Genomic DNA, 18,142 nt, shown 5'->3' with positions numbered 1-18,142 from the left:
AACGCCCCGGAGCCGCGGTGCGAGGCCTGCGGGAAGTGCAGGCCTCGCACCACGACCGCGCGGGCGGGGTGGGGGTCGGTCAGACGGCCTCCAGCACCAGGGCGTCGCCGCCCTCGGGGTGGTCGACGCGCACGGTGCCGCCGTCGCCCACCTCGCCGCCGATGAGCATCCGCGCGAGCGGGTCGCCGATCGCCGACTGGATGAGCCGGCGCAGGGGCCGGGCGCCGTACGCCGGGTCGAAGCCCGTGTCCGCCAGCCACTCCTTCGCCGCGTCCGTCACCTCGACCGAGATGCGCCGCGCCGCGAGACGCTCCTCCAGCAGGCGGAGCTGGATGTCGACGATGCGGCGCAGCGCGTCCATCGTCAGCGCGTCGAAGAGCACGACCTCGTCGAGCCGGTTGAGGAACTCCGGCTTGAACCGCGACCGCACCTCCGCGAGCACCAGCTCACGCTTCTGCTCCGGCGCCAGGATCGGGTCGATGAGGTAGGTCGCCCCGAGGTTGGACGTCAGGATCAGCAGCGTGTTCCGGAAGTCGACCGTGCGGCCCTGCCCGTCGGTCAGGCGACCGTCGTCGAGCACCTGCAGCAGGATGTCGAAGACCTCGGGGTGGGCCTTCTCGACCTCGTCGAGCAGCACGACGGAGTAGGGCCGCCGGCGCACCGCCTCGGTGAGCTGACCACCCTCGTCGTACCCGACGTAGCCGGGCGGCGCCCCGACGAGCCGCGCGACCGAGTGCTTCTCGGCGTACTCGCTCATGTCGATCCGCACGATCGCCCGCTCGTCGTCGAACAGGAAGTCGGCGAGCGCCTTCGCCAGCTCGGTCTTGCCGGTGCCGGTCGGGCCGAGGAAGAGGAACGAGCCGGTGGGCCGGTCGGGGTCGGCGATGCCGGCCCGCGAGCGTCGTACGGCGTCGCTCACCGCCGTCACGGCCTCCCGCTGCCCGATGAGACGCTCCCCGATGACCTCCTCCATGCGGAGGAGCTTCGACCCCTCGCCCTCGAGGAGGCGACCGGTGGGGATGCCCGTCCACGCCTCGACGACGTCCGCGATCTGCGCGGGGCCGACCTCGTCACCGACGAGCGGCTCCTGGTCCTTCTCCATGCTGACGGTCGCGGCCTCCTCCTCGAGCTGCTTCTCCAGCGCCGGGATGCGGCCGTAGAGGATCTCGCTGGCCTGCCCGAGGTCGCCCTCGCGCTGCAGCCGCTCGGCCTCGACGCGCAGCTGGTCGAGCTGGCGACGCAGCTCTCCCTCGCCCTCCAGGGACGCCCGCTCGCGCTCCCAGCGGGCCTCGAGCGCCCGCAGCTCCTCCTCGCGGTCGGCGAGGTCGGAGCGGAGCGCCTCGAGCCGCTCGACGGAGGCGTCGTCGTGCTCCTTCTCGAGCGCGAACTGCTCCATCTTCAGCCGGTCGACCAGACGGCGGAGCTGGTCGATCTCCTCCGGGGAGGACTCGTGCTCCATGCGCAGGCGCGAGGCAGCCTCGTCGATGAGGTCGATCGCCTTGTCGGGCAGCTGGCGGCCGGTGATGTAGCGGTGGCTCAGCGTCGCGGCCGCGACGAGCGCGGCGTCGGTGATGCGGACGCCGTGGTGGGCCTCGTACTTCTCCTGGATGCCGCGCAGGATCTGGATCGTGTCGGGGACGCTCGGCTCGCCGACGAACACCTGCTGGAAGCGGCGCTCGAGGGCGGGGTCCTTCTCGACGTGCTCGCGGTACTCGTCGAGCGTCGTCGCGCCGACCATGTGCAGCTCGCCGCGGGCCAGCATCGGCTTCAGCATGTTGCCGGCGTCCATCGCGCCCTCGCCGCCGGCCCCGGCGCCGACGACGGTGTGCAGCTCGTCGATGAAGGTGATGACCTGGCCGCCGGCGTCCTTGATCTCCTCGAGCACGGCCTTGAGCCGCTCCTCGAACTCGCCGCGGTACTTCGCGCCCGCGACCATCGCCGCGAGGTCGAGGCTGAGCACGCGGCGACCCTTGAGCGAGTCGGGCACGTCGCCGTCGACGACGCGCTGGGCGAGGCCCTCGACGACGGCGGTCTTGCCGACGCCGGGCTCGCCGATGAGCACCGGGTTGTTCTTGGTGCGTCGGCTCAGCACCTGGATGACGCGGCGGATCTCGGCGTCGCGGCCGATGACGGGGTCGAGCCGACCTTCCTCGGCGGCGGCGGTGAGGTCGACGGAGTACTTCTCGAGCGCCTCGTAGGTCGACTCCGCGTCCTGGCTGGTGACCCGGCGCGACCCGCGGATCGTCACGAGCTGCTCCGACAGCCCCTGCATGGTCAGGCCGGCGTCGGCGAGGACCTTCTGCGCGCTGCTCTCGACCGAGGCGAGCGCGACGAGGAGGTGCTCGGTGGCGACGTAGTCGTCCTTCATCGCGGCCGCGAGGTCGATGCCCTTGGCGAGCACGCGGGTGAGCGCCGGCGAGGCGCCGGGCTGCTGCACCGTCGCGCCCGAGGCCCGCGGGAGCGCGGCGACGGCGGCCTGCGCGGACCCGAGCAGGGTCGCGGGGTCCACGCCGGAGGCAGTGACGACGCTGCGGACGATGCCCTCCTGCTCGCCCCTGGCCCCGCCCGGTCCGCCCCCGAGGAGGGCGACGAGCAGGTGGACGGGCTCGGTGGAGGTGTGGCCGGCGGTGGTGGCGGCGACCTGGGCGACCTCGATCGCCTCACGGGCGCGGGTCGTGAACCTGTCGGCACCGAACTGACTCATGGGGCGGCTCCTGGTCTCCGTGGTGTCCTGCGGAGCGGTGCTCCGCGTCGTTCCGTGTTCCGACGGCCAGTGTGACCGTCTGGTCCTTGCAACGACCCAAGAGTTGAGTCGATTCCCCTCAACTCTAGGAAATTTGACCATTCCTGGAAACGGATCGGCTGCGTTCCCCCGAAGCGCCTGCGGAGGCCGCCCCGATGCGGGAGAGTTGGGCCACCCCTCCGGATGATCGGACCCCCCGCATGCTCACGATCGAGCCCTCACCCCTCACGGGCGGTGCCCCCGCACCGGTCGATCCGGCCGCCCCCGCACAGCCCGCGATCGGCGACCGCCCGACCACCGGCCGCCGCGTCGTCGTCGTCGACGACACCGCCGACCTGCGCAACCTGCTGCGGCTCGTGCTCGCGCGAGGCGGGTTCGAGGTGGTCGGCGAGGCCGCCGACGGCCGCACCGGCATCGAGGTCGCCCGCCGCACCGTGCCCGACCTCGTGCTGCTCGACATCGCGATGCCCGTGATGGACGGCCTCGAGGCCCTGCCGACCCTGCGCCGCTCGCTCCCCCGCGCCAAGATCATCGCCATGTCCGCCTTCGGCGCGACCCAGATGGCGTCGCGCGCCGTCGCCGCGGGCGCCGACGGCTACGTCCAGAAGGGCACGTCGCTCCACGCGATCCTGGCCTACGTCGAGGAGGTCAGCGGGCTCACCCGCCGCCCGAGCCAGCCGGTCGCCGTGACCCAGGGACCGGCCGGCGAGGGTACGGCGCGGCCCGTGCGCACCGGCCCCGCACCGGTCGAGCGGGCCGGGGGCACGGACCGGTCCACCGGCGCCGCGGCCGCGCTCGAGCACGCGCCCTTCGGTGTGCTCGAGGTGACGGAGGAGGCCTCGCCCCGGATCCGCTTCGCCAACCCGGTCGCCAAGCGGCTGCTCGGCGGGTCGCCCGAGGTCGGCTCGCTGCTGAGCCTGACGGCACCCGGACTGGCCCACCACGTCGCCACCCACCGCCACGAGAGCGACGCCGTCTTCGAGGCCCTCGTCGACGCCGGCACCGTGCGCGCCACCCTGCGCCGCGCCGGCACCACGATCTTCGTCTACCTCGACTCGACCACCGAGGACGTCGGCCTGCTCCGCCGCGCCATCGCCACCGCGGCCCACGAGCTCCGCGGGCCCATCGCCGTCATCGACGGCGCGGTCGAGGCCGTCTCCTGGGGCCTCGCGACGCTGAGCGAGGCCGACCAGGAGCAGCTGTACCGCTCGGTCAAGCGCCAGGTCGCCCAGCTCGACCGCGTCACCGCCGACCTGTTCACCGCGACCCAGGTGCACCGCGGCACCCTCCACGTCGACCTCCACCGCGTCGACGTGCCCGCCCTCCTCACCGACCTCTTCGACGGTCACGACGGGGTCGGCCTCGACCTCGCCGAGGTCCCCGCCGCGTGGGCCGACCCGCTGCGCCTCGAGCAGATGCTGGGGAACCTCCTCAGCAACGCGCAGCGGTACGGCGCGGCGCCGGTGCAGATCGCCGTGCGGCCCGGCACCGGAGGGCGCACGGTGCGGGTCGAGGTCGTCGACCGCGGCCCCGGCGTCCCCGAGGACTTCGAGCCGCACCTGTTCCGCGAGTTCTCCCGCCCGGCGACCTCCGTCGCGACGGGCACGGGTCTCGGGCTCTACGTCGTGCGGATCCTCGCCGAGGCGCAGGGCGGCACCGCGACGTACCGGAAGCACCCCGAGGGCGGCGCCATCTTCGCCCTGCAGCTGCCCGTGGCCTGAACGGCCGCCCTAGCCCTCGCCCGGGAAGACCCGCGGGTCGTGGGCGTTGACGACCGTGACGCCCTCGATGCCCTGCAGCCGCCGGAGGGCGGCGTGGTTGGCCCGGATCCGCCAGGGGTGGCGCGCCGCGGCCACCTCGAAGGCGCGCATCGGCGGCACCCGGCGCAGCGCCTTGCCGGTGGTGGCGTGGTGCGCGCCGTACGCGCTCGCGTCGAAGGCGGCGTCACCGGCGTGGACGACGAGGCCGTCGTCGCCCTCGACCGCGACGATCGCGTGCCCGCGGGTGTGCCCGGCCATCGGCACGAGGGTGATGCCGGGCAGCACCTCGTGGCCCGACAGGTCGTGGCGCCAGGGCTCGCCCGCGCCGCCGTAGCGGCGGACGTCGCTGGTGGTCGCCCACTGCACCGGCTTGTAGCGCAGGCGCTCGGGGGCGTGGGTGGCGACCGTCGCCGCGGCCCACTCCTCGGCCGTCGTGTGCACGACGGCGTGCGGGAAGTCGGAGAGCCCACCCGCGTGGTCGAAGTCGAGGTGGGTGAGCACGACGTGGGTCACCGCCTCCGCCGAGAAGCCGAGCGCGAGCACGGCGGCGAGGGCGGTCGTGCTCGGGTCGGGATCGGGGCGAAGCGCACGTCCCATCGGACCCAGCCGGCGGGGATCCGCGAGGTCCGCGGTGCCGAAGCCCGCGTCCACGAGCACCAGACCCGCCTCGTGCTCCACGACCAGCACGTGGCAGATCGCTCGGGCGGCGAACCGGGGGCGGAGGACCCCGGCGACGGCGTGGTGGACCCGCATGGCCCGATCATGTCACCGCGGCCCACGCACCGGGGAGCACCGCCGCACCTGCCGGGCCCCGCGCCGTACCGCCGACCGTTCGTCGCCGGTGGACGACCGTTCGCCGACGCCGCCCGTCCGCCCGGCGACGGACCGGTCCGTCGCCGTTCCGGGGTGACCCCCGCCACTCGTAGCGTGACGGCGCTCACACCCGAAGGAGGGCCCATGTCTGATGCGTCCGAGCGGAACTACCGCTCGCAGTCGGAGCCGATCTACCGCGAGCTCGCCGACACCGAGCAGTTCGCCGAGCTGCGACGCCGCTACCGCGCGTTCGTGCTGCCGTGGACCGCGGCGTTCCTGGTCTGGTACCTCAGCTACGTCGTGCTCTCCAACTGGGGCGGCGACTTCATGAACACGAAGGTCATCGGCAACATCAACCTGCTGCTCGTCTTCGGCCTCCTCCAGTTCGTCACCACCTTCGGCATCGCGTTCCTCTACGCGCGCCACTCCCGCACCCACCTCGACCCGCTCGCCCGGGACCTCGAGCAGCGCTACCACCAGGGGATCCGCCGATGAACCAGCAGTTCCTGACCACGTCGCTCTTCCTCTTCGTCGTCGCCATCACGATCGGCGTCACGCTCTGGGCGAGCCGCCAGACCAAGACCGCCGCCGACTTCTACTCGGGCGGCCGCTCCTTCTCGGGCTTCCAGAACGGCCTCGCGATCGGCGGCGACTACATGTCGGCCGCCTCGTTCCTCGGCATCTCCGGAGCGATCGCGCTCTACGGCTACGACGGGTTCCTCTACTCGATCGGCTTCCTCGTCGCGTGGCTCGTCGCCCTGCTGCTCGTCGCCGAGATGCTGCGCAACGCCGGCCGCTACACGATGGCCGACCAGCTGGCCTTCCGCATGCGCCAGCGCCCCGTGCGCACGGCCGCGGCCACGTCGACCGTCATCGTGTCGATCTTCTACCTGCTCGCGCAGATGGTCGGTGCGGGCACGCTCGTCGCGCTGCTCCTCGGCGTCGACAGCGAGGCGGTCAAGAACATCGTCATCGTCGGCGTCGGCGCGCTGATGATCTTCTACGTCACGGTCGGCGGCATGAAGGGCACGACGTACGTGCAGATCATCAAGGCCGTGCTGCTCATGGCCGGCTCGGCGCTCATCGTCTTCCTGGTGCTGCTCAAGTTCGACTTCAACCTGTCGGCGCTCCTCGGCGAGGCCGCCGACCGCTCCGGCCAGGGCGACGCGTTCCTGCAGCCCGGCCTGCAGTACGGCACCACGTTCCTCGACCGCCTCGACTTCCTGTCGCTCGGCATCGCGCTCGTGCTCGGCACCGCCGGCCTGCCCCACATCCTCATCCGCTTCTACACGGTGCCGACCGCGCAGGACGCGCGGAAGTCGGTGCTGTGGGCGATCGGCCTCATCGGCGCCTTCTACCTGATGACCCTGGTGCTCGGCTTCGGCGCGGCCGCCCTCATCGACACCTCCGAGGCGGGCAAGACCGGCAACCTGGCCTCCCCGCTGCTGGCCCAGGAGGTCGGCGGAGGCGAGGGCTCGATCGGCGGTGCCGTGCTGCTGGCCCTCATCGCCGCCGTCGCGTTCGCGACCATCCTCGCGGTCGTCGCCGGCCTCACGCTCGCGTCGTCCTCCTCCATGGCGCACGACCTCTACAAGGGCGTCTTCAAGCGCGACCAGGAGGTCACCGAGAAGCAGGAGGTGCGCGTCGCGAAGATCTCGGCCATCGTCATCGGCGCGATCGCCATCGCCCTGGCCATCCCGGCGCAGCGGCTCAACATCGCGTTCCTCGTGGCGCTCGCCTTCGCGGTGGCGGCCTCGGCCAACCTCCCGTCGATCCTCTTCAACATGTTCTGGAAGCGGTTCAACACGCGGGGCGCCACCTGGAGCATCTACGGCGGCCTCATCGCCTCCGTCGGCCTGGTGCTCCTCTCCCCCGTCACCTCGGGCGAGGAGACGTCGCTGCTCCCCAACGCCGACTTCGCGATCTTCCCGCTCAACAACCCGGGCGTCGTGTCGATCCCGGTCGGCTTCCTGCTCGGCATCATCGGCACCCTGACGCTGCGGGAGACCGCGGCCGAGCAGCTCTACACCGAGCTCGAGGTCCGCGCCCTCACCGGCGCGGGCGCCGAGGGGGCGGCCCAGCACTGATCCCCGCACGACCCTCCCTGCACGACCCGCCGTGGGTTGCGTCCGCGCCGCAACGCGGGCGCAACCCACGACGTACGACGCTGGCCCGGACGAGGGTGACGCAGGTCTCGTCCGGGCCGGCGCCCCGCCTAGGCTGGCGACCGGACCGCGACGTACGACCTGACGACTGCCCGGCCCTGCCGGCCACCGAACGATCGAGGAGAGAAGACGTGAGCGAGAACCTGTCCAACCTGCTCAAGGAGGAGCGGCGCTTCGCCCCGCCCGCGGAGCTGGCGGCCGCCGCCAACGTCACGCAGGCGACGTACGACGAGGCCGCGGCCGACCGGCTCGCCTTCTGGGCGAAGCAGGCCGAGCGCCTCAGCTGGGGCGAGCCCTTCACCGAGGTGCTGGACTGGTCGAACCCGCCCTTCGCGAAGTGGTTCACGGGCGGCAAGCTCAACGTCGCCTACAACTGCGTCGACCGGCACGTCGAGAACGGGCTGGGCGAGAAGGTCGCGTTTTACTTCGTCGGCGAGCCGGGCGACACGCGGGACATCACCTACGCCGAGCTCAAGGACCTCGTGTCCCAGGCGGCCAACGCGCTGACCGACCTCGGCGTGACGGCCGGCGACGCCGTCGCGATCTACATGCCGATGATCCCCGAGGCCGTCGTCGCGATGCTGGCCTGCGCCCGCCTCGGCGCCCCCCACACGGTGGTCTTCGGCGGCTTCTCCTCCGACGCCCTCGCCAGCCGCATCGACGGCTTCGGCGCGAAGGCCGTCATCACCTCCGACGGCGGCTACCGCCGCGGCGCGCCCTCCGCGCTCAAGCCCGCGGTCGACGAGGCGCTGGCCAAGCTCGGCGACGCGTCGCCGGTCGAGAAGGTGCTCGTCGTCAAGCGCACCGGCCAGGACCTGCCCGAGGGCTCCTGGGCCGAGGGCCGCGACGTGTGGTGGGACGACGTCGTCGCCGGCGCCTCCACCGAGCACACGCCCGAGCTGTTCGACGCCGAGCACCCGCTCTACGTCATGTACACCTCCGGCACGACCGGCAAGCCGAAGGGCATCCTCCACACGTCGGGCGGCTACCTGACGCAGGCCGCGTACACGTTCTGGGGCACCTTCGACCACAAGCCCGAGACCGACGTCTACTGGTGCACCGCCGACATCGGCTGGGTCACCGGGCACACCTACATCGTCTACGGCCCGACGGCGAACGCGGCGACGCAGGTGCTCTACGAGGGCACGCCCGACTCGCCCCACAAGGGCCGCTGGTGGGAGATCGTGCAGCAGACGAGGGCGACGATCCTCTACACGGCGCCCACGGCGATCCGCACCTTCATGAAGTGGGGCAAGGAGATCCCGGAGGAGTACGACCTCTCGAGCCTCCGCCTGCTCGGCTCCGTGGGCGAGTCGATCAACCCCGAGGCCTACGTCTGGTACCGGGAGAACATCGGCGCCGGCTCCGCGCCCATCGTCGACACGTGGTGGCAGACCGAGACCGGCGGCCACATGATCTCCCCCATGCCCGGCGTCACCGAGGCCAAGCCCGGCTCCGCCATGGCCGCCGTGCCCGGCATCGAGGTCGCGGTCGTCGACAACGACGGCAAGCCCGTCGGCAACGGCGAGGGCGGGCTGCTCGTCGTCACCTCCCCGTGGCCCGGCATGCTCCGCACGATCTGGGGCGACGACGAGCGCTACAAGGACACCTACTGGTCCCACTTCGGCGACCTCGGCTACTACTTCGCCGGCGACGGGGCGAAGCTCGACGAGGACGGCGCCATCTGGCTGCTGGGCCGCGTCGACGACGTCATGAACGTGTCGGGCCACCGGCTCTCCACCACCGAGATCGAGTCGGCCCTCGTGTCGCACCCGAAGGTGGCCGAGGCGGCCGTCGTCGGCGCCGCCGACGACACCACCGGCCAGGCGGTCTGCGCCTTCGTCATCCTCCGCGAGGAGGCGGGCGACGGCGGCGCCGACATCGTGCAGGAGCTGCGCACCCACGTCGCCAAGGAGATCGGCCCGATCGCGAAGCCGCGCCAGGTGATGGTCGTGCCCGAGCTGCCCAAGACGCGCTCCGGCAAGATCATGCGCCGCCTGCTCCGCGACGTCGCCGAGAAGCGCGAGGTCGGCGACGTCACCACGCTCGCGGACTCCTCCGTCATGGACCTGATCTCGAAGGGCCTGTCCTCGAGCAGCGGCGACTGACGCGGTGTGGCCCGGCACGCAGGTGCCGGGTCACGCCTGGGTTGTAGGGTCGCCGCAGCGGTGCTCCACCGCCCGATCGACCAACCGAGAGCCACCTGCAGAGGGATGCCCATGACGACCCAGCCGGTCAAGGACGACGAGCCCACCATCGGCCAGCTCGTGGCCGACGCGAGCCGCGACATCTCGACCCTGGTCAAGAAGGAGATCGAGCTCGCGAAGACCGAGCTCAAGGTCTCCGTGAAGTTCGGCGGCGTCGGGATCGCCTTCTTCGTCGTGGCCGGTTTCGTGGCGATGCTCGCCGTGATCCTGCTGTCGCTGGCCTTCGTCTACCTCATCCACTGGAACGGTGACGGTCTGGCGCTGCACTGGGCCTACCTCATCGTGACCGGTGCCTACCTGGTCATCACGGCACTGTTCGTGATGCTCGGCATCAAGAAGGTGAAGAAGGTCCGGGCGCCGGAGCGGACGATCCGCACGGCCAAGGAGATCCCGGGCGCGCTCAAGGGCAAGGCCTGACGCTCCCCCCGCTCGACGACGTCATGCGCCCCGGAGGTCCCAACCTCCGGGGCGTCTGACGTTCCCTGGGCGTCGAGTTGGGTTGTTCGGCGCGCACGCCGCACCGAACAACCCAGCTCGACGCCAGGATCAGCTCGCGCAGGCGCCGGTGCTGACCTCGGCGCCGCTGGCGATGCCCTCGGCGGCGGCGTCGGCCACCTGGCCCGTGGTGAGCGCGTAGCCCGTGTCGGCGTCGGTCACCGACGCCGCGAAGATGACCCCGACGACCTCGCCGGCCGCGTTGACGATGGGGCCGCCCGAGTTGCCGGGGCGCACGAGGCCGCGCAGGGAGTAGACGTCGCGCACGACCGCGTCGTTGCCGTAGATGTCGGGCGAGCGCAGCTGCTGGGCGTCGCGGATCCGCGCCGGCTGCTGGTCGAAGGGCCCGTCCTGCGGGTAGCCCAGGATCGCCACGCTCTGGCCCTCCGCACCCTCGGCGAACGCGAGCGGCTCGAGGCCGTCGTCGTCGAGCGCCAGCACCGCGACGTCGGTCCGCGGGTCGTAGAGCACCACCGTGGCGTCGACCCACTCGCCGTTGAGCTCGACCCGCGGCTCGTCGACGCCCGCGACCACGTGCGCGTTCGTCATGAGGCGGTCGTCGCCGTACAGGAAACCGGTGCCCTCGACACCACGACCGCACGAGTTGTCGCCGCGGATCTTCAGCACCCGCGACTGCGCCTGCACGACGCCGACCTCGTTGAGGGTGGTCGGGTCGCCGGGGTCGACCTCGACGATGCGCTCGGGGGCGAACGGCTCGAGGTACTGCGGGAAGAACGACGACCCCACCACGCTGTTGAACGCGCCCAGCAGGCGGTCGGCCTGCCCCGGGAGCACGCTGTCGACGCGGCTCAGCACGGCCGAGCCCCGCACCGCCTCCGTGACCCCGCCGATGCGCGTGCCCGACACCGCGACGCCGAGGGCCCACGCCACGAGCAGCACCGCCACGACGCTCAGGGCGGCGCCGCCGACCGCGTCGACGGCGCGGGCGGGCTGCCACGTGATGCGGTCGCGGGCCATCGCGCCGAAGAACTGGAAGCTCGCCTGCCCGATCGACGCGCAGACGATGACGATGAAGAGCGCGCCGAGCGAGACCGCGAGCCCCGGGTCGGCGTTGCCGAGCAGCAGGGGCGCGATGACGATGCCGGCGACGCCACCGGCGAGGAGGCCGATGGTGGCGAAGGCGCCCGTGATGAAGCCCTGCCAGTACCCGGACAGCGCATACGTCGCCACCAGCACCAGGAGCAGCCAGTCGAGCCAGTTCACGCGTCGGTCTCCTCGATGTCGGCCATCGGCGGCACCCGCGGCGCCGCCCGGCGGTCGCTCGCCCGCTCCACCCCGGAGAACATGTAGGACGGCAGCTCCGCCGTCAACGACTCGTCCCACGGCTCGCTCCAGCCGATGAAGTCGAGCAGCCGGGCGATGATCCCGCCGGTGAACCCCCACAGCACCACGTCGTGGTCGGCGCCGATGAGGAACCCCGGGGAGGACCACCCCGACGGTCCCCGGATCGTACGGCGCCAGCGCGCGTCCACGAGGTCGGCGATCGCCACCCGGTGGATGGCGTGCACCTCGCGCGGGCTGCGCACCGACACCGAGCCGGGCGAGGCCCACCACGCGACGACGGGCACCACGGCGAAGTTGCTGGGCGGGAGCCACAGCTCGGGCAGCCGGCCCACCACGTGCACGGACGCGGGGTCGAGCCCGATCTCCTCCCACGCCTCGCGGAGGGCGGCCTGCTCGTGGGTCTCCCCCGGGTCGAGCGAGCCGCCGGGGAACGAGACCTGGCCGGGGTGGGACCGCATGTCGTGGGCGCGCTCGGTCAGCAGCAGCTCGGGTCCGCGGTCGCCCTCGGCGAAGACCATGAGCACGGCGCCCTCGCGGGGGTTCGAGCCCGGCGGTGGCGTGAACGCGGTGAGGTGCTCGGCGCGGATCTCCGTGAGCGCGTCGGTGACGGGCCGCAGCCAGTCGGGGACCTCGTCGTCGCGCGCGGCGGTCACCGGTCGAGCCCCAGCGGCTCGGCCACCGCGTCGAGGAGGTCGTCCAGGTCGTCGAAGCTCTGCGCGAGGACGGTGACCTCGCCGTCGGCGTCGACCACCACGGTGCGGGGGATCTCCCGGAGCGGCACGAACGGCTCGCGGGTGCCGAGCTCGAGCTCGATGTCGATCAGCTGGGGGAAGGTCGCGCCCGTCTCGTCGAGCAGGGCGATCGCCTCCTCCGGGCTCGTCTCGTTATAGTCGACGCCGAGCACGGTCACCTCGTCGCCGTACCGCTCGTGGAACTGCTGCAGCGCCGGCAGCTCCTTCCGGCACGGCGTGCAGAAGCTGGCCCACACGTTGACGAGGATCGGCCCCTGGAAGCTGCTGAGGTCGACGGACTCACCGCCGCCGAGGCAGGGCAGCGTGAGGTCCGGCAGCACGGCCGGGCCGGTCGTGCGGTCACCTGGCGCGCAGGCCTCGATGCCGGCTGCCGCCCGCGCCTCCTGCAGTGCAGGACTGTCGTAGTCGATGTCGGGCGCCCCCGGCGGACGCAGCGGCGGCGACCAGTAGTCGTCGCCCTCCTCGTCCGCCCCACCCGACGTGCACCCCGCGAGGGCCACGAGCGCGAGCGCGGCGGCGGCGAACCGCGACGTACGGCGCCGGCCCGCGCCCGGCCGGGCCCTCACGCCCGCCCCTCGGTGCGCACGAGCTTGAGCGCCTCGACCGGGTCGGTCGGGCCCTCGTCGCCGAAGGAGGGGCACCAGCGGGCGACCGGGCAGGCGCCGCACGCGGGCCGCTTGGCGTGGCAGCGGCGGCGGCCGTGCCAGATGAGGTGGTGGGAGAGCATCGTCCAGTCGCGCTTCGGGAACAGCGCGCCGATCTCGTGCTCGACCTTCACGGGGTCGGTCTGCTCGGTCCAGCCGAGGCGACGGGCGAGCCGGCCGAAGTGGGTGTCGACGGTGATCCCGGGGATGCCGAAGGCGTTGCCGAGCACGACGTTGGCGGTCTTGCGACCGACGCCGGGCAGCTGGACGAGGTCCTCGAGCCGGGCGGGCACCTGGGCGTCGTGCTTCTCGACCAGCGCCTGGGAGAGCCGCAGGAGCGCGTCGGTCTTCGCCCGGAAGAAGCCCAGCGGGCCGACGATCTGCTCGAGGTGGGCCCGGTCGGCGCCGGCCATCGCGGCCGCGTCGGGGTAGGCCGCGAACAGGGTGGGACGCACCGCGTTGACGCGCTTGTCCGTGGTCTGCGCGGACAGCACGGTCACGACGAGCAGCTGGAACGCGTCGTCGAAGTCGAGCTCGCAGCGCGCGTCGGGGTAGGTCTCCGCGAGCACCCGGTCGACCTTCCGGGCGCGACGGACCAAGGCGACGTCGGGCACCCGCACAGGGTACGGGTCCCCGCCGACGGTCCTCCGCGACCCTGCGAGACCCACCGACACCCGCCGTCGGAGCCGGTCGGTGCGCGACGCGGAGGTCACGGCGGACTAGGATGCGCGGAGGCCACGACGGTCCCTCGTCCGTGGCGACGAGACACGTTCCACCTGGAGGCTGTTGTGGACATCGACGTTCTGCGTCAGGCGCCGCTGTTCAGCGCCCTCGACGACGACTCGATCGAGTCGCTGGTGTCGTCGCTGGCCGAGACCCGGCTGCGCCGCGGCGAGGTGCTGTTCCACGAGGGCGACTCCGGCGACAAGCTCTACGTCGTGCTCGAGGGCAAGGTGAAGCTCGGCCGCACGTCGGCCGACGGCCGCGAGAACCTGCTGGCGATCCTCGGTCCCGGCCAGATGTTCGGCGAGCTCTCGCTCTTCGACCCGGGCCCGCGCTCCGCGACCGTCACCGCCGTGACCGAGTCGACCTTCGCGTCGCTCTCCCACGAGGACCTGCAGCTCTGGCTCGAGGGGCGCCCGGTCGTCGCTCGTGGCCTGCTCTCGCAGCTCGCGGCGCGCCTCCGCAAGGCGAACGACGTCGTCGCCGACCTGGTGTTCTCCGACGTTCCCGGCCGCGTGGCCAAGGCGCTCATCGACCTGGCGGACCGCTTCGGCCGCACGGCCGACGACGGCGTCCACGTGCACCACGACCTCACGCAGGAGGAGCTGGCCCAGCTCGTCGGCGCCTCCCGCGAGACCGTCAACAAGGCGCTGGCCGACTTCACGTCGCGCGGCTGGCTCCGCCTCGAGCCGCGCTCCGTCGTCATCATGGACATCGAGCGGCTCTCGCGCCGCGCGCGCTGACCCGCGCCGTACGGCTTGCGGTCGGTCGACCGCTCCCGTCGGGTGGGTCGTCGCTGACGTCTCGGTCCGTCGTGAACGTTCACATGGACTGGAACGTCAGGGACTACCCGCGTCCGGGGGCCACCCCGGCATCCGGGGGCCCTCAGCCCACGCGGCCGAGGTACGCCAGCTGGGCCCGCACGCTGAGCTCGGCGGCTCCCCACAGCACCGGGTCGACGTCGGCGTAGACCGTCTCGACCACCCGGCGCGGCAGCGTGTCGGCCGGTCCCGGCTCCAGCGTCGCGACGGCGGCCTCGACCTGCGCGAGCCGGTCCCGCCGGTGGGCGATGTAGTGGTCGAGCACGGCCAGCGCGTCGTCGATGACCGGCCCGTGGCCCGGCCAGACGACCTGCGCCTCCTCGCGCTCCGCGAGCGCGTGCAGGCGGTCGAGCGAGTCGAGGTAGGCCCCCAGGGAGCCGTCGGGGTGCGCGACCACCGTCGTGCCGCGCCCGAGCACCGTGTCGCCCGTCAGCACGGCCCGCTCCGCGGGCAGCACGAACGACAGCGAGTCGGCCGTGTGCCCCGGCGTACCGACGACGTGCAGCTCCAGCCCGTCCACCTCGACGACGTCGCCGTCGCCGAGTCCCTCGGCACCGAGCCGGTACGCCGGGTCGAGCGCCCGCACGCCGCAGCCGACCCGCTGGGCGAAGGCCTTCGCCGCCTCGGAGTGGTCGTGGTGGTGGTGGGTGAGCAGGACGGCACCGATCCGCCCGTCGGCCGCCGCGACGATCGCGTCGAGGTGGCCGGGGTCCGTCGGCCCCGGGTCGATCACCACGGAGCGGCTGCCGCCCGGCTCCCGCAGCACCCACGTGTTGGTGCCGTCGAGCGTCATCGGGCCCGCGTTGGGCGCGAGCACGCAGCGGGCGCGCTCGCCGAAGGTGCCGCCGGTCCAGTCCGTCACCACGACGCCCCCGTCACGACGACGCCGCGCGCCGCGCGGCGACGACGGGCCGCATCCGGTCGGGCATCGACATCGTCCAGCGGTCGCCGGCGTCGTCGAGCTGCTCGATGGTCGGCGTGAACATGACCGCCTCGCGGGTCGCGGCCTCCGCGAGCGCGGCGGCGGGCCCGTCCTGGGCGGCGACGTCGAGGCAGGTCAGGTAGGTCGGCGGCATCATCGCCAGCTCGTCGGCCTCCGCCTGCTCGACGGCCGTGGCTGCAGGGAGCCAGACCACGGAGGACGACTCCCGTGACACGTCGCGGGTGCGCTGGCCCTCGGGCAGCGCGGCGACGAAGAACCACGTGCGGAACCGGCGCGGCTCGAAGACCGGCGTCGTCCAGGCGTCCCACAGCCCCAGCAGGTCGGTGCGCACGACGAGCCCGCGGCGCGCGAGGAACGCCGTGAACGCCAGCTCCCGCGACTCGAGCGCGACCCGGTCGGCCTCCCAGTCGTCGCCCGTTGTGTCGGCGACGACCTCGTCCGCGGACGGCCCGGCCAGCAGCACGCCGGACTCCTCGAAGGTCTCCCGCACGGCCGCGCACACGAGCGCGAGCGCGAGGTGCTCGTCCACCCCGAGGCGCACGGCCCAGTCCGCCGGCGACGGACCCGCCCACGCGTCGCGGGACAGCTCGGCGTCGAAGTCGCGGGGGTCGACGCCCCCGCCGGGGAAGACGGCCATGCCCGCGGCGAACGCCATCGACGCCTGCCGCCGCAGGAGGTAGACCTCCGGCCCGGGCACGTCGCCCCTCCCCTCCCGCAGGAGCACGACCGTCGCCGCGTCACGCGGCTCGGCCGGGGTGTGCCGACCCGCGGCGTACTCCTGCGCGCGCGTCACCACCTCGGGGTCCAGCGGGACGGGCGGGAGCGGGATGCGCACCAGCCCTCCTCAGACCTCGACGACGAGCTCGACCTCGACGGGCGAGTCGAGGGGCAGCACCGGCACGCCGACGGCGGACCGGGCGTGGACACCGGCGTCGCCGAAGACCTGGCCGAACAGCTCGGACGCACCGTTGGCGACCTGCGGCTGCCCGGTGAAGTCGGGCGTCGAGGCGACGAAGACGACGACCTTGACGATGCGCTTCACGAGCGCGAGGTCACCGATCTCCGCCTTCACCGCGGCCAGCGCGTTGAGGGCGCACTGCTGGGCGCAGGCGCGGGCCTCCTCGGGGTCGACCTCGCCGCCGACCTTGCCGGTGACCATGAGCTCGCCGCCCCGCATGGGCAGCTGGCCCGACGTGAAGACGTGGTCACCGCTGCGGACCGCCGGCACGTAGGCCGCCACGGGCTTCGCGACCTCGGGGACCGCGAGGCCCAGGGCGGCGAGCCGCTCCTCGGGGTGGCTCACGGCGCTCAGGCCTGCGGCCGCTTGAGGAAGGCGATGAGCCCGCCCTGCGCGTTGGTCTGGATGGTGACGAGCTCCCACCCGTCCTGCCCGAAGTTGTTCAGCATCAGCGCCTCGTTGTGGAGCGGAATCGGCGCCACCTGGTACTCCCACTTGGTCATGGCCAGCACCCTACTGTCCGCGGGTCGCCCACCGGTCGCGGTGGCCCACCGGGTCCAGCACGCGGGCGCGGCCGGGCTCGGCGCGCGCGATGCCGCGCAGATGCACCTCGTCGGGACCGTCGAAGATCCGCATGGCGCGGTGCCAGCCGTACATGGCGGTCAGCGGTACGTCGTCGCTCACCCCCGCGCCGCCGTGCACCTGGATGGCGCGGTCGATGACGTCGAGCGCCACCCGTGGCACGGCCACCTTGGCCATGGAGACGAGCGAGGCGGCGGCCTTGTTGCCGTGGGCGTCGATCACCGCGGCCGCGTGCTGGCACAGCAGCCGCGCCTGGTCGATCGCGATGCGCGACTCGGCGATGTCGCGCTGCACCATGCCCTGCTCCGCGAGGGGCTTGCCGAACGCTACGCGGCTCGTGGCGCGCCGTACCAGCAGGTCGAGCGCCCGCTCGGCGGCGCCGAGGGCCCGCATGCAGTGGTGGATCCGGCCGGGCCCGAGGCGCGCCTGGGCCAGCGCGAAGCCCGCGCCCTCCTCCCCGAGGATCGCCGAGACGGGCACGCGCACGTCGGTGAAGGCGACCTCGCAGTGCCCGTGCTGGTCGTGGCGGCCGAACACCGGCACGTCGCGCACGATCTCGACCCCGGGGGTGTCGGTCGGGACGAGCACCATCGACTGCTGGCGGTGCTTGGCGGCGTCGGGGTCGGTCTTGCCCATCACGATGAGCAGCTCGCAGCGAGGGTCCGCGGCGCCGGAGGTCCACCACTTGCGGCCGTTGATGACGTACTCGTCGCCGTCGCGCTCGATGCGCGTCTCGATGTTGGTGGCGTCGCTGCTCGCGACCGCGATCTCCGTCATCGCGAAGGCGGAGCGCACCGTGCCCTCGAGCAGCGGCTCGAGCCAGCGGGTGCGCTGCTCCGGCGTGGCGAAGAGGTGGAGCAGCTCCATGTTGCCCGTGTCGGGCGCCTGCCCGTTGATCGCCTCCGGGGCCAGCTCGAGGCTCCAGCCGGTGATCTCGGCGAGCCCCGCGTAGTCGAGCTGGCTGATGCCGCCGAACGACGGCAGGAACAGGTTCCACAGCCCCCGCCGGCGCGCCTCGACCTTGAGGTCCTCGACGACGGGCGGCAGCGTGTGGTCGGCCGGACCGCGCGCCGCCCGGTAGGCGTGGTAGCTCGCCTCGGCCGGGAACACGTGCTCGTTCATGAACTCCACGAGCGACGCCCGCAGCTCCCGCGCCCGCGGCGACGGGGTGAGGTCGAGGCCGGCGACGTCGATCGGGTCGTCGGTGGGCTGGAACGTCATGGTGCCTCCG

General features: G+C 72.9%; 17 protein-coding genes. 6 read left to right on the top strand and 11 right to left on the bottom strand.

Features of this window, described 5'->3' with window-relative positions; all coding sequences use genetic code 11:
* Positions 1–79: 79 nt before the first annotated feature.
* Positions 80–2,704 (bottom strand): ATP-dependent chaperone ClpB, encoded by a 2,625-nt coding sequence (gene clpB / locus PIR53_18645; protein WZH52023.1) that lies wholly within the window; start codon positions 2,702–2,704, stop codon positions 80–82.
* A gap of 239 nt (positions 2,705–2,943) precedes the next feature.
* On the opposite strand from clpB, the gene PIR53_18640 reads away from it, so the two are divergent.
* Positions 2,944–4,464, top strand: coding sequence for a hybrid sensor histidine kinase/response regulator (locus PIR53_18640; protein WZH52022.1), 1,521 nt, complete (start codon positions 2,944–2,946; stop codon positions 4,462–4,464).
* 9 nt (positions 4,465–4,473) lie between these two features.
* Here the strand turns inward: PIR53_18640 and PIR53_18635 are convergent, their stop codons facing one another.
* On the bottom strand, positions 4,474–5,256 hold the full coding sequence (locus tag PIR53_18635) for an MBL fold metallo-hydrolase (GenBank protein ID WZH52021.1): 783 nt from the start codon (positions 5,254–5,256) through the stop codon (positions 4,474–4,476).
* A gap of 204 nt (positions 5,257–5,460) precedes the next feature.
* Between PIR53_18635 and PIR53_18630 the strand changes: the two genes are divergently transcribed.
* From PIR53_18630 to PIR53_18615, 4 genes are all read left to right on the top strand, one after another.
* Positions 5,461–5,811: a DUF485 domain-containing protein gene (locus PIR53_18630; protein ID WZH52020.1), complete on the top strand. Its 351-nt coding sequence runs from the start codon at positions 5,461–5,463 to the stop codon at positions 5,809–5,811.
* Positions 5,808–7,403, top strand: a complete 1,596-nt coding sequence (locus tag PIR53_18625; protein ID WZH52019.1) for a cation acetate symporter — start codon at positions 5,808–5,810, stop codon at positions 7,401–7,403. Before PIR53_18630 ends, PIR53_18625 begins: the two co-directional genes overlap by 4 nt.
* 209 nt (positions 7,404–7,612) lie before the next feature.
* Entirely contained in the window at positions 7,613–9,589 is a 1,977-nt protein-coding gene (gene acs, locus PIR53_18620) for an acetate--CoA ligase (protein WZH52018.1), read from the top strand.
* 111 nt (positions 9,590–9,700) lie between these two features.
* On the top strand, positions 9,701–10,105 hold the full coding sequence (locus tag PIR53_18615; GenBank protein WZH52017.1) for a phage holin family protein: 405 nt from the start codon (positions 9,701–9,703) through the stop codon (positions 10,103–10,105).
* A gap of 129 nt (positions 10,106–10,234) precedes the next feature.
* Here PIR53_18615 and PIR53_18610 read toward each other — a convergent pair whose 3' ends face one another.
* From PIR53_18610 to nth, 4 genes are read right to left on the bottom strand one after another with little or no spacing between them, the layout of a single operon-like run.
* A complete protein-coding gene (locus tag PIR53_18610; GenBank protein ID WZH52016.1) occupies positions 10,235–11,407 on the bottom strand; it encodes a MarP family serine protease in 1,173 nt (390 codons plus the stop codon).
* Entirely contained in the window at positions 11,404–12,141 is a 738-nt protein-coding gene (locus PIR53_18605) for a CoA pyrophosphatase (GenBank protein ID WZH52015.1), read from the bottom strand. The genes PIR53_18610 and PIR53_18605 overlap by 4 nt, the downstream gene beginning before the upstream one ends.
* Positions 12,138–12,806, bottom strand: a complete 669-nt coding sequence (locus PIR53_18600; GenBank protein ID WZH52014.1) for a TlpA disulfide reductase family protein — start codon at positions 12,804–12,806, stop codon at positions 12,138–12,140. Before PIR53_18600 ends, PIR53_18605 begins: the two co-directional genes overlap by 4 nt.
* Positions 12,803–13,498, bottom strand: coding sequence for an endonuclease III (gene nth / locus PIR53_18595; protein ID WZH52013.1), 696 nt, complete (start codon positions 13,496–13,498; stop codon positions 12,803–12,805). The genes PIR53_18600 and nth overlap by 4 nt, the downstream gene beginning before the upstream one ends.
* Positions 13,499–13,672: 174 nt before the next feature.
* On the opposite strand from nth, the gene PIR53_18590 reads away from it, so the two are divergent.
* A complete protein-coding gene (locus PIR53_18590; GenBank protein ID WZH52012.1) occupies positions 13,673–14,350 on the top strand; it encodes a Crp/Fnr family transcriptional regulator in 678 nt (225 codons plus the stop codon).
* Positions 14,351–14,492: 142 nt separating this feature from the next.
* On the opposite strand, the gene PIR53_18585 is transcribed toward PIR53_18590, so the two are convergent.
* Genes PIR53_18585 through PIR53_18565 form a run of 5 tightly spaced genes read right to left on the bottom strand, consistent with a single transcriptional unit; the run spans position 14,493 to position 18,132 of the window.
* Entirely contained in the window at positions 14,493–15,293 is an 801-nt protein-coding gene (locus PIR53_18585) for an MBL fold metallo-hydrolase (GenBank protein ID WZH52011.1), read from the bottom strand.
* Positions 15,294–15,303: 10 nt separating this feature from the next.
* Positions 15,304–16,206, bottom strand: a complete 903-nt coding sequence (locus PIR53_18580; GenBank protein WZH52010.1) for an NUDIX hydrolase — start codon at positions 16,204–16,206, stop codon at positions 15,304–15,306.
* 9 nt (positions 16,207–16,215) lie between these two features.
* Positions 16,216–16,674 carry a RidA family protein gene (locus PIR53_18575; GenBank protein WZH52009.1) on the bottom strand — a complete coding sequence of 153 codons (459 nt, stop codon included), beginning with the start codon at positions 16,672–16,674 and terminating at the stop codon, positions 16,216–16,218.
* Between the two features lie 5 nt (positions 16,675–16,679).
* On the bottom strand, positions 16,680–16,832 hold the full coding sequence (locus PIR53_18570) for a hypothetical protein (GenBank protein WZH52008.1): 153 nt from the start codon (positions 16,830–16,832) through the stop codon (positions 16,680–16,682).
* 10 nt (positions 16,833–16,842) lie between these two features.
* Positions 16,843–18,132, bottom strand: coding sequence for an acyl-CoA dehydrogenase family protein (locus tag PIR53_18565; protein ID WZH52007.1), 1,290 nt, complete (start codon positions 18,130–18,132; stop codon positions 16,843–16,845).
* Positions 18,133–18,142 lie beyond the last annotated feature (10 nt).

Source organism: Nocardioides alkalitolerans (genome assembly GCA_038184435.1).
GTDB classification, from domain to species: domain Bacteria; phylum Actinomycetota; class Actinomycetes; order Propionibacteriales; family Nocardioidaceae; genus Nocardioides; species Nocardioides alkalitolerans_A.
This window is presented reverse-complemented; position numbering and strand designations above follow the sequence as displayed.

What these genes read in the sequence shown, in the direction of transcription:
- PIR53_18640 (WZH52022.1), top strand. Translation starts at nt 2,944, where the DNA reads ATGCTCACGATCGAGCCCTCACCCCTCACGGGCGGTGCCCCCGCACCG.
- PIR53_18630 (WZH52020.1), top strand. Translation starts at nt 5,461, where the DNA reads ATGTCTGATGCGTCCGAGCGGAACTACCGCTCGCAGTCGGAGCCGATC.
- PIR53_18570 (WZH52008.1), bottom strand. Translation starts at nt 16,832, where the DNA reads ATGACCAAGTGGGAGTACCAGGTGGCGCCGATTCCGCTCCACAACGAG.
- PIR53_18625 (WZH52019.1), top strand. Translation starts at nt 5,808, where the DNA reads ATGAACCAGCAGTTCCTGACCACGTCGCTCTTCCTCTTCGTCGTCGCC.
- clpB (WZH52023.1), bottom strand. Translation starts at nt 2,704, where the DNA reads ATGAGTCAGTTCGGTGCCGACAGGTTCACGACCCGCGCCCGTGAGGCG.
- PIR53_18615 (WZH52017.1), top strand. Translation starts at nt 9,701, where the DNA reads ATGACGACCCAGCCGGTCAAGGACGACGAGCCCACCATCGGCCAGCTC.
- PIR53_18635 (WZH52021.1), bottom strand. Translation starts at nt 5,256, where the DNA reads ATGCGGGTCCACCACGCCGTCGCCGGGGTCCTCCGCCCCCGGTTCGCC.
- PIR53_18565 (WZH52007.1), bottom strand. Translation starts at nt 18,132, where the DNA reads ATGACGTTCCAGCCCACCGACGACCCGATCGACGTCGCCGGCCTCGAC.